This window comes from Pseudomonas sp. RW3S2, assembly GCF_014268955.1.
GTDB lineage: Bacteria > Pseudomonadota > Gammaproteobacteria > Pseudomonadales > Pseudomonadaceae > Aquipseudomonas > Aquipseudomonas wayambapalatensis.
In genome coordinates this window covers 85,241-99,071 of the sequence record NZ_JABWRM010000011.1, presented here as the reverse complement: position 1 = coordinate 99,071, position 13,831 = coordinate 85,241, and the positions used below count along the sequence as shown (strand labels likewise).

The 13,831-nt window shown below is 64.7% G+C and carries 12 protein-coding genes and 1 pseudogene; 6 read left to right on the top strand and 7 right to left on the bottom strand.

The annotated features are described in order from the left end of the window. Nucleotides 1-72 precede the first annotated feature (72 nt). The gene (locus HU748_RS17145; protein ID WP_186666842.1) at nucleotides 73-834 is read right to left on the bottom strand and encodes an AraC family transcriptional regulator; all 762 of its coding nucleotides are present in this window, start codon (nucleotides 832-834) and stop codon (nucleotides 73-75) included. 155 nt (nucleotides 835-989) lie between these two features. Between HU748_RS17145 and HU748_RS17140 the strand changes: the two genes are divergently transcribed. Next, complete coding sequence (locus tag HU748_RS17140) at nucleotides 990-1,802, top strand: UDP-2,3-diacylglucosamine diphosphatase (protein WP_186666841.1); 813 nt, start codon at nucleotides 990-992, stop codon at nucleotides 1,800-1,802. 21 nt (nucleotides 1,803-1,823) lie between these two features. Here the strand turns inward: HU748_RS17140 and HU748_RS17135 are convergent, their stop codons facing one another. After that, nucleotides 1,824-2,135 (bottom strand): DUF962 domain-containing protein, encoded by a 312-nt coding sequence (locus HU748_RS17135; RefSeq protein ID WP_054893259.1) that lies wholly within the window; start codon nucleotides 2,133-2,135, stop codon nucleotides 1,824-1,826. Between the two features lie 154 nt (nucleotides 2,136-2,289). Here HU748_RS17135 and HU748_RS17130 point away from each other — a divergent pair, with 154 nt between their 5' ends. Next, nucleotides 2,290-3,345 (top strand): AraC family transcriptional regulator, encoded by a 1,056-nt coding sequence (locus tag HU748_RS17130; protein WP_054893258.1) that lies wholly within the window; start codon nucleotides 2,290-2,292, stop codon nucleotides 3,343-3,345. Here the strand turns inward: HU748_RS17130 and HU748_RS17125 are convergent. Next, nucleotides 3,302-4,756, bottom strand: a complete 1,455-nt coding sequence (locus tag HU748_RS17125; protein ID WP_186666840.1) for a TrkH family potassium uptake protein — start codon at nucleotides 4,754-4,756, stop codon at nucleotides 3,302-3,304. The two genes, HU748_RS17130 and HU748_RS17125, sit on opposite strands and share 44 nt — an antisense overlap. Before the next feature lie 179 nt (nucleotides 4,757-4,935). Here HU748_RS17125 and HU748_RS17120 point away from each other — a divergent pair, with 179 nt between their 5' ends. Continuing rightward, the gene (locus HU748_RS17120) at nucleotides 4,936-5,493 is read left to right on the top strand and encodes an NAD(P)H nitroreductase (RefSeq protein WP_186666839.1); all 558 of its coding nucleotides are present in this window, start codon (nucleotides 4,936-4,938) and stop codon (nucleotides 5,491-5,493) included. Nucleotides 5,494-5,511: 18 nt separating this feature from the next. On the opposite strand, the gene HU748_RS17115 is transcribed toward HU748_RS17120, so the two are convergent. Next, nucleotides 5,512-6,843: a HAMP domain-containing sensor histidine kinase gene (locus tag HU748_RS17115; protein ID WP_186666838.1), complete on the bottom strand. Its 1,332-nt coding sequence runs from the start codon at nucleotides 6,841-6,843 to the stop codon at nucleotides 5,512-5,514. A 69-nt stretch (nucleotides 6,844-6,912) separates the two neighbouring features. After that, entirely contained in the window at nucleotides 6,913-7,329 is a 417-nt protein-coding gene (locus tag HU748_RS17110) for a Spy/CpxP family protein refolding chaperone (protein ID WP_186721206.1), read from the bottom strand. Nucleotides 7,330-7,474: 145 nt separating this feature from the next. On the opposite strand from HU748_RS17110, the gene HU748_RS17105 reads away from it, so the two are divergent. Continuing rightward, complete coding sequence (locus tag HU748_RS17105) at nucleotides 7,475-8,686, top strand: crosslink repair DNA glycosylase YcaQ family protein (RefSeq protein ID WP_186721205.1); 1,212 nt, start codon at nucleotides 7,475-7,477, stop codon at nucleotides 8,684-8,686. On the opposite strand, the gene HU748_RS17100 is transcribed toward HU748_RS17105, so the two are convergent. Further along, nucleotides 8,667-10,013, bottom strand: a complete 1,347-nt coding sequence (locus tag HU748_RS17100) for a 3-deoxy-7-phosphoheptulonate synthase class II (RefSeq protein WP_054893253.1) — start codon at nucleotides 10,011-10,013, stop codon at nucleotides 8,667-8,669. The two genes, HU748_RS17105 and HU748_RS17100, sit on opposite strands and share 20 nt — an antisense overlap. Before the next feature lie 118 nt (nucleotides 10,014-10,131). Here HU748_RS17100 and HU748_RS17095 point away from each other — a divergent pair, with 118 nt between their 5' ends. Continuing rightward, nucleotides 10,132-10,887 (top strand): spermidine synthase, encoded by a 756-nt coding sequence (locus HU748_RS17095; protein ID WP_186721203.1) that lies wholly within the window; start codon nucleotides 10,132-10,134, stop codon nucleotides 10,885-10,887. Nucleotides 10,888-11,233: 346 nt separating this feature from the next. Further along, nucleotides 11,234-12,947 (top strand): annotated as a pseudogene (locus tag HU748_RS17090) (DEAD/DEAH box helicase). Nucleotides 12,948-13,017: 70 nt separating this feature from the next. Here HU748_RS17090 and HU748_RS17085 read toward each other — a convergent pair. Beyond that, complete coding sequence (locus HU748_RS17085) at nucleotides 13,018-13,785, bottom strand: class III extradiol ring-cleavage dioxygenase (RefSeq protein WP_186666833.1); 768 nt, start codon at nucleotides 13,783-13,785, stop codon at nucleotides 13,018-13,020. Nucleotides 13,786-13,831: the final 46 nt, after the last annotated feature.

Here is a 13,831-nt window from a genome sequence, read left to right as displayed (position 1 = left end):
AACCCGCAGCCACAGGCCGATACAGGCACAGTGTAGAGCTCGGGGAGAACAGATTCTGTCGCGATCCTGGCGTCAGTTGTCGCCAGACTCTCGCCGCAGCGCCAGCGGCGTAAGGCCGAATGCCCGCAGTATCGCCGCCGAAAATGCACTCTGCGAGCTGTAACCCACCTGTGCGGCGATTTCGCCCATCGGCAGCGAAGTGCGAAGGATCAGTTGCCGTGCCTTGAGCAAACGCCGCTGGCGGATGTAGTCCATCGGCGTCATGCCGCATTCCTCGACGAAGCGTGCGTGCAGGCGGGCACCTGACAAACCGGCCAGTCGTGCCAGGTCGGCGACCTGCAGCGGGTGTGCGGCATGACGCTCGATATGTGCATCGAAGGCGGCGTAGGGCAGGCGTTTGCTGGCGGTGGTGGGGGCGGCAGCGGTGTTCAGGCTGGCCAGCAGCAGGAGTGCGCCTTGGCGGCTGATCAGCGGGTCATCCACCGGGCTCGCCGCGAGCCAGTCCACCAGTTGCTGCTGGCGGCCGTCGAGCAGTAGCGCCGCCGAGCGTTCGAGCAGGCGGTGGCTGGCCTCGGCGTGGCCGCCCATCTGTTCGCGCAGCCAGTGTTCGCCTGGAATATCCAGCACCAGGCAGTGGCTGCCCGCGTCGCTGGCACAGGTGTGGTGAAAGCCGGCGGGGACCACGATGAGCCCCTGGCGGTCGATGCGCGCGCCCCGGCCCTGTACTTCGAAATCCAGTTGCCCACGCAGGCCGAACACCAGTTGCGGGTGTTCGTGGCTGTGGGCGAGCAACTCGTCGCGGTAGTGGCGCAGGGAAAGGATCGGACCGACCATGGGAGCATCCTTGGAACAGAGGTGCAGTGTATCACCGTGGGAATTGCCCGCGAAAAGGCCGGCGCTCCGTGCGGGACGATCACTCGTCACATCACTGCCACCAATCTGTCATCCGCACCTGCCAGTCTCCTGCAAACAGCGCCGGAGGCCGCCCCATGACACATGCCGAACTTGTCCGTCCGTCACGCAAGCAGCGGGTGCGCACCCTGTGGATCTCCGATGTGCACCTGGGCACCCGGGATTGCCAGGCCGAACACCTGTCGCAGTTCCTCAAGGGCTACCAGGCCGACCGCGTCTACCTGGTCGGCGACATCATCGACGGCTGGAAGCTGCGTAGCGGCATCTATTGGCCGCAAGCCCATACCAACGTGATCCGTCGCTTGTTGACCATGAGCAAGCGCGGTACCGAGGTGATCTACGTCACCGGAAACCACGACGAGTTCCTGCGCCGTTATTCGAAGCTGGTCCTGGGCAATATCCAGCTGGTCGACGAGGCCGAGCACCTCACCGCCGATGGTCGTCGCTTGCTGGTGGTGCATGGCGACCAGTTCGACGTGATCACCCGCTACCACCGCTGGTTGGCGTTTCTGGGCGACCGGGCTTATGAGTTCACCCTGGTGCTCAATCGCTGGCTCAATCATTGGCGTGCCCGCTACGGGTATGGCTACTGGTCGCTGTCGGCTTACCTCAAGCACAAGGTCAAGGGGGCGGTGAACTTCATCAGCGACTTCGAGGATGCGATCGCCCATGAATGCACGCGCCGGGGGTTCCAGGGTGTGGTGTGTGGGCATATTCACCACGCCGAGATTCGCAAGGTGGGCGAGGTCGAATACCTCAACTGCGGTGACTGGGTCGAATCGTGCACGGCGTTGATCGAGCACTGGGATGGCCACATCGAGCTGTATCGTCTGGCCGATGCCCAGGCGCGGGAGACCGAGCGCGTCGCGGCGTTGCGCGAGCCAGCTTAGTTCGATACGGCCGCAGGCCTCTCAAAGACTGATCTTGCCTCTCAGGATGTCGCGGAACATCGCGAAATCACCAATCAGGCTATACAGCGGATACGTGAAAGTTGCCGGTCGGTTCTTCTCGAAAAAGAAGTGCCCGACCCAGGCGAAGCCGTACCCGGCGAACGGTATGGCCAGCAATAGCAGCCAGTTGCCGCTGCCAATGGTGTAGGCCAGCAGGGCGATGACCAAGCTGGTGCCGACGAAGTGCAGGCGTCGGCAAGTAGGGTTGGCGTGTTCGCCAAGGTAGTAGGGGTAGAACTCGGCAAAACTGCGAAACTGCGCTGTGCTGTTCATGGGCTGTGTTCCCGCAGGTGCGTTTTTGTTCAGGATACACGGCGTGGAGCCTGTTTCGAGTCTAGAGTCACTGGGAGCGGCTACCAGTGACAATTGGCGCCAATTGACTATCCTTTTGATTCACCGCTGGAGCGGTCAGCACAAGAAATCTGTCATGAGTGAAAGAACCACGTCAGCCAGCTGGGCATCAGGGATCGTCAAGGCGCTCGAGCTGGAAGGGCTCGACTGCCGTGCCATGTTCAAGCAGCTTGGGCTGGATTTCGCCGCCTTAGACGATCCGGATGCACGCTTCCCGCAGGACGCCATGACCCGCCTCTGGCAGCTGGCGGTGGAATTGTCGGGCAACGAGGCCATTGGCCTGAACATGGCACGAGTGGTGCGGCCCGCGTCCTTTCATGTGGTTGGCTATGCGCTGATGTCCAGCCGTACGCTGGCCGAAGGTTTCGAACGCCTGGTGCGTTACCAGCGGATCATCGCCGAAAGCTCCGACCTGAGCTTCCGTCTCGGGCCTGAGGGCTATTCGCTGATTCTCACCGTTCATGGTGATCACCTGCCTCCGACCCGGCACAGCTCGGAAGCCTCGCTGGCCTGTGCGCTGTCGCTGTGCAGCTGGCTCAGCGGACGCCCGGTGCAGCCGCGCCGGGTGCTGATCCAGGGGCCGCAACCGAGGAATGTCGAGCCTTATCGGGTCGCTTTCCGGGCACCGCTGGTGTTTGGGGCTCCGCACGATGCGCTGGTGCTCGAACGGGCCGACATGGAGGCGCCGCTGCCCACTGCCAACGAAGCGATGGCCATTCTTCATGACCGTTTCGCGGGCGAATACCTGGCGCGTTTCTCGGAAAGTCGGGTCACCCATCGAGTGCGCCAGACCCTGTGCCGCATCCTGCCCCAGGGCGAACCCAAGCGCGAAACCGTGGCCCAGGCCTTGCACCTGTCCCAGCGCACGCTGCAGCGGCGTCTGCAGGAGGAAGGCACCAGCTTCCAGACCCTGCTCGACGACACGCGGCGCGAACTGGCCGAGCAATACCTGGCACAGCCGGGCATGACCCTGCTGGAAACCGCCTATCTGCTGGGTTTTGCCGATCCGAGCAATTTCTACCGGGCCTTCCGCCGCTGGTTCGACGTCACTCCCAGCGAGTACCGCGCGCGCCTGGAGGCGTCAGTGGTCAGTGACGCCAGAACGCAGGCATGCACAACACCAGCACCGTGATGATCTCCAGGCGGCCGAGCAGCATGCCGCCGGCGAGAATCCACTTGGCGGCATCCGGCAGGCTGGCGAAGTTGCCAGCCGGGCCGATCACCTCGCCCAGGCCTGGCCCCACGCCGGAAACGGTACTGGCTGCGCCGGTCAGGGCTGTCATCCAGTCCACGCCCAGTAGCGACAGCAACAGGGCGATGACGCAGATGGTCACGGCGAAGAAGAACGAGAAGGTCAGGATCGAGCGCACGATTTCTTCGTCGAGGCGGTGACCATTGTATTTCTGCTTGATCACTGCGCGCGGGTGGATCAGCTGGTTGAGGCTGGCCTTGAGCAGGATGTAGGCGACCTGGAAGCGGAAAATCTTGATGCCACCGGCGGTCGAGCCGGAGCAGCCGCCGATGAAGCCCAGGTAGAAGAACAGCATCAGCGAGAAGTTGCCCCACAGGCTGTAGTCGCCCAGGGCGAAACCGGTGGTTGTGACCACCGAGGTGACGTTCAGTGCCACGTGGCGGAAGGCGTCGAGCCAGTGCAAATCGGTGGTGGCCCAGTACCAGGTGCCGAGCACGATCCAGGTGGCCACCAGCAACCCGAGCAGCCCCTGCACCTGCTGGTCGCGGATCAGCGCCCGGCGATTGCCGCGCAGGGTGGCCACATAAAGGGTGAAGGGCACGCTGCCCAGAATCATCACCACCACGGCGACCCAGTGCACCGCAGGAATGTCCCATTTGGCCAGCGACAGGTCGGAGGTGGAGAAACCGCCGGTGGAAATCGCCGACATGGCGTGGTTGATCGCATCGAAGGGGCTCATCCCCGCCCACCAGAAGGCCAGGCTGCCGAGTACGGTGATGCCTACGTACACCGCGACGATGTACTTGGCAACCATGTGCGAGCGCGGCATGACCTTTTCCGAACGGTCCGAGGACTCGGTCTGGAACAGGCGCATGCCGCCGATGCGCAGCAATGGCAGGATCGCCACCGCCATGCCGATGAAGCCGATGCCGCCGAGCCAGTGCAGCATCGAGCGCCACATGAGGATGCCGGGCGACATGTTGTCCAGCCCGCTGAGCACCGTCGAGCCGGTGGCGGTGATACCGGACATGCTTTCGAAGAAGGCGTCGGTGTAGCTGATGTGCTGGGTCAGCAGGAAGGGCAGGGCGGCGAACACACAGACCACGAGCCAACTGCTGACGGTCAGCAGGTACATGTCGCGTGGGCGCAGGTGCACGTGCTCGGGGCGGCCTTGCAGGACCATGGCCAGGCCTGCAATGAAGGTGATCAGGCTCGACCAGAGGAATGACGGCATGTCGCCGGTGCGTTCGAAGATCAGCAGGGTCGCCATGGGCACGACCATGCTCACCGCCAGGGTGATCAGGAAGATGCCGATGATGAAACCAATGATCCTTAAGGTCGGCAACGCCATGTGATCTGCCCTGACTCGAAACGGAAAGGGCGCCATTCTACCTGTGGGTTGCGGGATGTAAACGTGTGCCCGGCGGTGCGGGGTGCGGACTTTTGATCGCGATCGCGGACAAGTCGGCTCCACATGTGCGCGAGGTCCTTTAGAATGGCGCCACATTTCTTCTGTCAGGAGGGTAGCCGATGGAGGCTCTCGACGCATTGCTCAACCGTGTTTCCGTACCACGCCTGACCGACCCGGCGCCCAATGCCGCCCAGCGCGAGGGTTTGTTCCAGGCCGCGCTGCGTGCACCGGACCACGGTCAGCTGCGCCCCTGGCGTTTTCTGACCATCGAAGGGCAGGGGCGCGAAAAGCTTGGCGAGCTGTTCGCCGAAGCTGTACAGGCCAAGGGTGACGCCAGCCAGGCGGCACTGGACAAGGCCCGGGCCATGCCGCTGCGCGCGCCCTTGCTGATCGTGGTCATTGCCCGTCTGCAGGATCACTTCAAGGTGCCGAAGTCGGAGCAGCGTCTGGCTGCCGGTTGTGCGGCCCATGGCATCCTCATCGCCGCCCATGCTCAGGGGATCGGCGCGGTGTGGCGCACTGGCGACATGGCCTTCGATGCCCATGTGAACAAGGGGCTGGGGCTGGCGGAGAACGAAGAGCTGATCGGATACCTGTACCTGGGCACGCCGGTCAATGAACCACGCACCCCGCCGGTGCTGGAGACCGCCGAGTTCGTCAGCGCCTGGGGCGAGTGACCAGGTGGGCTTGCACGCTCAGGCAGTTGCCTGGGCCACCGGCAGTTCCAGCCGCGCGACAAAGCCCCCCTGCGGATGATTCTCCAGCACCAGCGTCCCGCCATGTCGCTCGGCCGCGCGCCTGGCGATCGCCAGGCCAAGTCCGTGGCCTGGCGTTTCCTGTCCCGGCGCGCGGAAGAACGGCTCGCCCAACTGTGCAAGGTGTTCTGGCTCCACCCCCGGCCCATGGTCGCGCACGCTCAGCAGCAGGTGTTCCTGCTCGCGGGTGGCGCGGATCTCGATCGGCTGCCCCGCTGGGCTGAAGCGCAGCGCATTGCGCACGAGGTTGTCTACCGCACGCTCCAGCAGGGTCGGCCAGCCCTGCAGGGTCAGCCCGGGCTCGGCCTCCAGGCGTACTTCCTGTTCCGGCACGCTGAGCTGGGCATCCTTGCGCACGCTGCCGAGCAGTGCGTTGAGGTCGACAGGCTCGGCATGTGCCTGCTCGGCATCGACCCGGGCCAACACCAGGATTTCGCTGATCAGGTCTTCCAGCCGGTCGCACTCGCGGGTCAGGCGTGGCCAGAGGGCGTGGCGCTGTTCGGGCTCGGCGCGTTCGGCCAGGGCCAGGGCGATGCGCAGGCGTGCCAGCGGCGAGCGCAGCTCGTGGGACACATCGCGCAGTAGCTGGCGCTGGCTGCCGATCAGGCTTTGCAGGCGGGCGCCCATCTTGTTGAAATCGTTGGCCAGTACGCCGAACTCGTCGCGGCGCACCGCCAGCCGCGCCAGGCTGTTCTGCTGGTAGCTGGTCTGGCCCAGGTCGTGCACCGCACCGCGCAGGCGGCTGAGAGGGCGGGTGATGGAGAGGGTCACCAGCAAGCTGAACAGGGTCAGCACCACCAAGGCGATTCCCAGGGCGCTGAGCGGCCAGATCAGGCTTTCACGGTGCCAGGCCATCAGCTCCGGGTGCGGGATACGGTAGATCAGCAGGTAGGTTTCGCCCGTGGTCGGGCTGGTGTATTCCTCGGTGAGGCGGCGCCAGGGCAGGCGCCGCTCGTCGTTGTGCTGGCGTCGCTCGAAGTCTTCGGCGCGACGCGGGAAGGTGCCGGGCACCACGGCGTCGCCGCTGTCGTCGAGCACCTGGACGTCGATCTTGTAGCGCTGCTTGCGGCGTTCCAGAAAGCGCTGCGATGCCTCCAGCCCTTCCTGTTCGTAGTGCTTTACCCAGCGGCTGGCCAAGGTGTTCAGGCCTGGGTGGCGGCTGAGAATCCAGGCGTCCTGGTTGAGCATGTGGCCGAGCAGGATCGACAGGCCCGCAACCAGGGCGATGGCCAGCCAGAAACTGGCCAGGATGCGCCAGAACAATGAACGCAAGACGAGTACCTCCCACACACGAGAAAGGCCCGGCCCGCATTACCGCGAGCCGGGCACCGGTCGGACAGCTTACTGGGCCTTGGCGGCTTTTTCAGCTTTCCAGGCCTGGAACTGCTGCCATTCAGCCTTGTCTGCGGCGCGTTTGCTCTGCAGTTCGTCGAACTGCTTCTGTTGCTCTGGTTTGAGCAGGGCACGGATCTGGCTCTGGGTCTTGTCGTGACCGGCCTTGATCTCGTCCTGCATGGCTTTCTGGTCCGCTGCCGGCAGCTTGGCCAGGTAGCGTTCGGTGACGTCGCGGCGCTGCTGCATCTGCTCGCCCATCAACTTGCCGATCTGCTGGCGCTGGTCACGGGTCAGGTCGAGCTGCGCGAAAGGCGCATCACCGCGGTGATGCGGGCCGTCACCGCGTGGGCCGCCGTCTGGCATGGCCATGGCTACGGTCGGCAGGGCTGCGGCGAACATCAGGGCGATAAGGGTCTTGCGCATGGTGTTTCTCCTTTCTGAGGCCGGTGGTTACCGGATGAGCCCAGTCTAGGGAGATCAAGGTCAAGGGCGGTCAGTGCAGGGTAAAGGCTGGGTAAAGACTGCCTTGGCGCTACACTGTGACCCGACTTGCCGTGGAGCCCGTCCCGTGACCTTCAGCCTTTCCCTCAAGCAGGCCCGACGCCTGGCCCTGTCCGCGCAGGGCTTCGGCAAGCCCCAGGCACCGACGCCGGCTGCTCTCAAGCGCATGCTGCAGCGCTTGGGCGTGGTGCAGATCGACTCGGTCAATGCGCTAGTGCGCTCGCACTACCTGCCGCTGTTCTCGCGCCTGGGCGACTACCCGGCCGAGTTGCTCGACCAGTTGGCCTGGGGCCGTGGGCGTCAGCGCCAGTTGTTCGAATATTGGGGGCATGAGGCGTCCTTGCTGCCCTTGTCGCTCTATCCGCTGATGCGTTGGCGCATGGCGCGAGCGCAGCAGGGCGAGGGTATCTACCGGCAGTTGGCGCAGTTCGGGCGTGAGCGTCAGGATGTCATTGCCCGCGTGCTGGCTGCGGTGCGCGACCAGGGCGCCCTGGGCGCCGGAAGCCTGTCGACCCGACAAGAGCGCGCCGGCCCATGGTGGGACTGGAGCGAGGAGAAGCATGCCCTGGAGTGGCTGTTTGCGGCCGGACAGGTCACCGTCGCCGGGCGCCGCGGGTTCGAGCGTCTGTACGACCTGCCGGAGCGGGTGCTGCCAGCGGCGATCCTCGATCAGCCCGAACTCCGTGACAGCGAGGCCCGGCAGGGGTTGCTGCTGCAAGCCGCCACGGCGTTGGGCGTGGCAACCGAGCAAGACCTGCGCGACTATTTCAGGCTCAGTCCCGCGCAGGCGCGGGCCGCCCTGGGCGAGTTGCTCGCTGACGGTCGCTTGCAGCAGTGCACGGTGCAGGGCTGGAAGCAGCCGGCCTACTGCGCCGGCACGCCGCGTATTCCCCGGCGTGTGGAGGCCAGCGCCTTGCTTTCGCCGTTCGACTCGCTGGTCTGGGAGCGCGCCCGTACCGAGCGGCTGTTCGACTTTCGCTACCGCCTGGAGATCTACACCCCGGCGCACAAGCGGGTGTATGGCTACTACGTGCTGCCGTTCCTGCACGACGGTCGTATCGCCGCGCGCCTGGACCTGCGTGCGGAACGGGCACGCGGCGAGCTGGCGGTGCATGCCGTGCATGAGGAAGTTCAGGGGCTGGATGAAGAGGGCTTCCAGGCCCTGGCCCGCAGCCTGGAGCGGCTGGCGGGCTGGCTGGGCCTGAAACGGGTGCGTCTGGATTGCGCGCGCGAGTCGGCAGGGCCGTTGCGTCAGGCCCTCAGCGACGCACCTGCTTGAGGGTTTCGGCGATCAGGAATGCCAGTTCCAGTGATTGATCGGCGTTCATCCGTGGGTCGCAGTGGGTGTGGTAGCGGTCCGACAGGCCATCTTCGGTGATCGGCCGGGCGCCGCCGATGCATTCGGTGACATTCTGCCCGGTCATCTCGATGTGGATACCCCCGGCGTGGCTGCCTTCGGCCTGGTGTACCTGGAAGAACTGCCGTACTTCGTCGAGGATCTGCGCGAAATCGCGGGTCTTGTAGCCGCTGCTGGCCTTGATGGTGTTGCCGTGCATCGGGTCGGAACTCCACAACACCTGGCGCCCCTCGCGCTCGACGGCGCGGATCAGCCCCGGCAGGTGATCGCCGACCTTGTTCGCTCCCATGCGCACGATCAGGTTCAGGCGGCCGGGGTCGTTGTCCGGGTTGAGCACGTCGATCAGGCGGATCAGATCCTCAGTGTTCATGCTCGGGCCGACCTTGACCCCGATCGGGTTGTGCACGCCCCGCAGGAACTCCACGTGGGCACCATCAAGCTGACGGGTGCGGTCGCCGATCCACAGCATGTGCGCCGAACAGTCGTAGTAGTCCCCAGTCAGGCTGTCGCGGCGTACGAAGGCTTCCTCATAGTTGAGCAGCAGCGCCTCGTGGGCCGTGAAGAAGCTGGTTTCACGCAGTTGCGGGGCGCTGTCCAGGCCGCAGGCGCGCATGAAGGCGAGGGTCTCGTCGATGCGATCGGCAAGCTGATGGTACTTGTCGGCCAGTGCCGAGTTGGCGATGAAGTCCAGGTTCCATTTGTGCACCTGGTGCAGGTCGGCGAAGCCGCCTTGGGCGAACGCACGCAGCAGGTTGAGGCTGGCGGTGGCCTGGTGATATGCCTGCAGCAGGCGCTCCGGGTCGGGGACGCGGCTGGCGGCGTCGAAGCCGATACCATTGACGATGTCGCCACGGTAGGCGGGCAGGGTGACCTGGCCGATGGTTTCGTCGTTGGCCGAGCGCGGCTTGGCGAACTGCCCGGCCATGCGCCCGACCTTCACCACCGGGCAGCCAGCGGCGAAGGTCATGACGATGGCCATCTGCAGCAGCACCTTGAAGGTGTCGCGGATTTTCGCGGCGGAGAATTCGGCGAAGCTTTCGGCACAGTCGCCGCCCTGGAGCAGGAAGGCGCGGCCCTGGGTGACCTCGGCGAACTGGCGGCGCAACTCGCGGGCTTCCCCGGCAAATACCAGCGGCGGGTAGCTGGCCAGGGTCTGCTCGACCTTGAGCAGGTGAGCGGCGTCGGGGTAGGTCGGTTGTTGCTGGATCGGCAGGGCGCGCCAGCTGTCAGGGGTCCAGGGTCGGTTCATCACGGGCTCGATGTGGTCGGTTCAGGCGTACCTGTCATGGTATCAGTTGGCGGCGTGCTTGTTGCACCGCAGGCATTGGCGGACAATGCCGGTTTTTTGTGTGGGCAGGTGGCAAGCGATGGCGACGGAGCGGGAAGAGCGGCTGCTGGCCCGGGTGGAAGATGCCTACGGGGTCATCAGTGTGTACGAGGTCGAGGATTATCGCTTCCTTGAGTTCGGCGACGCCATCGAGCAGAGCTGTACCTTTACCGCCGACCCCAGTTGGCTGGAATACGACTACACCCGCGCGATGCTGGTCGGTGCGCTGTGCCATCCGCAGCCAGAGAGCGCGCTGTTCCTGGGGCTGGGGGCCGGTACCCTGACCCAGGCCTGCTTGAAGTTCCTGCCGCTGGAGGATGTCGAGGCCATCGAGCTGCGCCCGGACGTGCCGCGCCTGGCCATGCAATACATGGGGCTGGATGATGATCCGCGCTTGTACGTGCGCATTGGCGACGCTCTCGAACTGCTGCCCACGGCTGAGCAGGCCGACCTGATCTTCGTCGACCTCTATACCGATCATGGCCCGGGTGTCGGGCACCTGGCCTGGGGCTTTCTGGAGCGGTGCCAGCAGCAGCTCAATCCGGGGGGCTGGCTGGTGATCAACCAGTGGGCCGGCGACGATGGCCGGCCGCTGGGCGCGGCATTGTTGCGTGGGTTGTATCACCGGCATTACTGGGAGCTGCCGGTGAAAGAGGGCAACGTGATCCTGCTGGTGCCGGCGGATCTGGAGCAGGCACTGGATCTGGACGGGCTGCGCGCCCGCGCCGCTGCGCTGGCGGCGCAGTTGGGGTATTCACTGGAGTATCTGATCAAGGAAGTTCGACCGGCGAGCTGATCCGGCGTTGGTGATGCCTTCATTCGCGGGCAAGCCCGCTCTCACAAAAGTGTGCCGCGGAGCAAAAAAAGGAAACGATTCAGCAAGCTGCTCGATGATGGCCTGATACCATGCAGCACCCCAGAAAAAAATCTCACGGTACAGGGCGAATTCGTATATAGTACGCGCCGGTCTTTTAGCGGACCTCAAAATCAGGTGGTGCAAACCCTCCGAGTCCAGCTTCGGCTGCACGTCCGCTAGGCGGACCTTTCCCACGTAATTCTTTTTCAATCGTTTTCGCAAATCCCCGCCGCCAAAGCTGCCTGGGTGACTTTCGGGTCTTTCAAGGCATGTGCAGCTTTGGAGCATGGGTCTTTGCGGATGCACATAGAGGCAGACCCATGACCCAGGAAACCGGCGGATTCGCCGCTCTCGATCTTCATCCGAACATCGTTGCCGCCGTTCTGGCCACCGGCTATGAAGAGCCGTCGGCCATCCAGCAACAGTCGATCCCGATCATCCTCGCCGGTCATGACATGATCGGCCAGGCGCAGACTGGCACCGGCAAGACCGCTGCCTTCGCCCTGCCGATCCTCAACAAGATCGACGTGAGCAAGCGCGAACCGCAAGCCCTGATCCTGGCGCCAACCCGTGAGTTGGCGCTGCAAGTAGCCACCGCTTTCGAAACCTATGCCAAGCAGATGCCGGGCGTTAACGTGGTGGCTGTGTACGGTGGTGCCCCGATGGGCCCACAACTGCGTGCCATCCGTAACGGTGCGCAGATCGTCGTCGCCACCCCGGGCCGTCTGTGCGACCACCTGCGCCGTGACGAGAAAGTGCTCTCCACCGTTCAGTACCTGGTGCTCGACGAAGCCGACGAAATGCTCAAGCTGGGCTTCATGGACGACCTCGAAGTGATCTTCGACGCCATCCCTGCCACCCGCCAGACCGTGCTGTTCTCCGCAACCCTGCCGTCGTCGATCCGTTCGATCGCCGAGCGCCACCTGCGCGAGCCCAAGCACGTCAAGATCCAGAGCAAGACCCAGACCGTCACCGCGATCGAGCAGGCTCACCTGATGGTCCACGCCGACCAGAAGATCCCGGCCGTGCTGCGTCTGCTGGAGGTCGAGGAGTTCGACGCGCTGATCGCCTTCGTGCGCACCAAGCAAGCCACCCTGGACCTGGCCGCCGCGCTGGAAGCCAAGGGCTACAAGGCTGCCGCGCTGAACGGCGATATTGCCCAGAACCAGCGTGAGCGTGTCATCGACTCGCTCAAGGATGGTCGCCTGGACATCGTCGTCGCTACCGACGTCGCCGCCCGTGGCCTGGACGTACCGCGCATCACCCACGTGTTCAACGTGGACATGCCATACGATCCGGAATCCTACGTGCACCGTATCGGCCGTACCGGTCGTGCCGGTCGCGATGGTCGCGCACTGCTGCTGGTGACGCCGCGTGAGCGCCGCATGCTGCAGGTAATCGAGCGCGTCACCGGGCAGAAGGTTGCCGAAGCTCGTCTGCCTGGCCCACAGGCCGTACTGGATGCGCGCATCAAGAAGCTGACCGCAAGCCTCGCGCCGCTGGTTGCCGAAGCTGAGGCCACCCATGGCGAGCTGTTCGACCGCCTGACCGCCGACCTGGGCTGCTCGGCCCGTGCGCTGTCTGCTGCGTTGCTGCGCAAGGCCACCAATGGCCAGTCGCTTGACCTGGCTGCTGTCGAGCGCGAGCAACCGCTGGTGCCGACCTACACGCCGCGTGAGCGTACCGGCGAGCGCAGTGACCGTGGTGAGCGCAGCGAGCGCGGTGATCGCGAGCGTCGTGCGCCGATGCCGCTGGCCGAAGGCCGCGTGCGTTGCCGTACTGCCCTGGGTGCCCGTGATGGTATCGCCGCCAAGAACCTGTTGGGTGCGATCCTCAATGAAGGCGGCCTGGCCCGTGATGCTATCGGTCGCATCCAGGTGCGCGACAGCTTCAGCCTGGTCGAGCTGCCGGAAGAAGGCCTGGAGCGTCTGCTGTCCAAGCTCAAGGATACCCGCGTGGCCGGCAAGCAACTGAAGCTGCGCCGCTATCGCGAGGACTAAGTCCTGCTGCAATGAAAAATCCCCGGCCTTGCCGGGGATTTTTTTTGCCTGTCGATTGAGGTCTGTGGAGTCAGTCGAACCTGTAGATATCCATTCCCAGTGCTCCCATCGTGAAGCCCTGGTGGACGATCCCGAACCTGTCGCCTGCACCCATGGCAAAGAACAATGGCAGGAGATGCTCATCACTCGGGTGGTTGCGCACCGCGTAGGGAGCCTGCTGTCGATAGTCTTCCAGGGCGGCCGTATCCTCTGCCTTCAATTGCTCGACCACCCAGTCGCGGAACGCCCGTGCCCAGGGCTCGATGGCGTCTGGCCCGGCGTGCCAGTCCAGTTCGCCCAGGTTGTGGGTGATGCTGCCGGAACCGACCAGCAGTATCCCTTGGGCGCGCAATCCGGCCAGTGCCTTGCCAACCTGCAGCTGCAGGGCTGGGCCCTGGCGGCTGGGCAGCGACACCTGGATTACCGGGATGCCAGCATCCGGGTACATGAGCGACAGTGGCACCCAGGTGCCGTGGTCGAAGGGGCGTTGTGCATCGAGCTGGGCGGACAGGCCGGCGTCACTGAGCAAGCCTGCTACCTCGCGCGCCAGTTCGGGGGCGCCAGGTGCTGGATACTGCACGGCATACAGCGCAGCGGGGAAGCCGCCGAAGTCGTGCCAGGTCTGTGGCTGCGCGCCACTCATCACCTGCAGTTCCTGGCTTTCCCAGTGCGCGGACACCACCACGATCGCCTTCGGCCGTGGCAGGCCTGCCGCCAGGCTGGCCAGTGCGGGGCCGCTGGCGCCGGGTTGCAGGGCAAGCATGGGGGAACCATGGGAAATGAACAGGCTAGGCAGCATGGCAGGGTCCTGAGCGGTTAAGATGCCGCCATCTTCGATCAGTTAC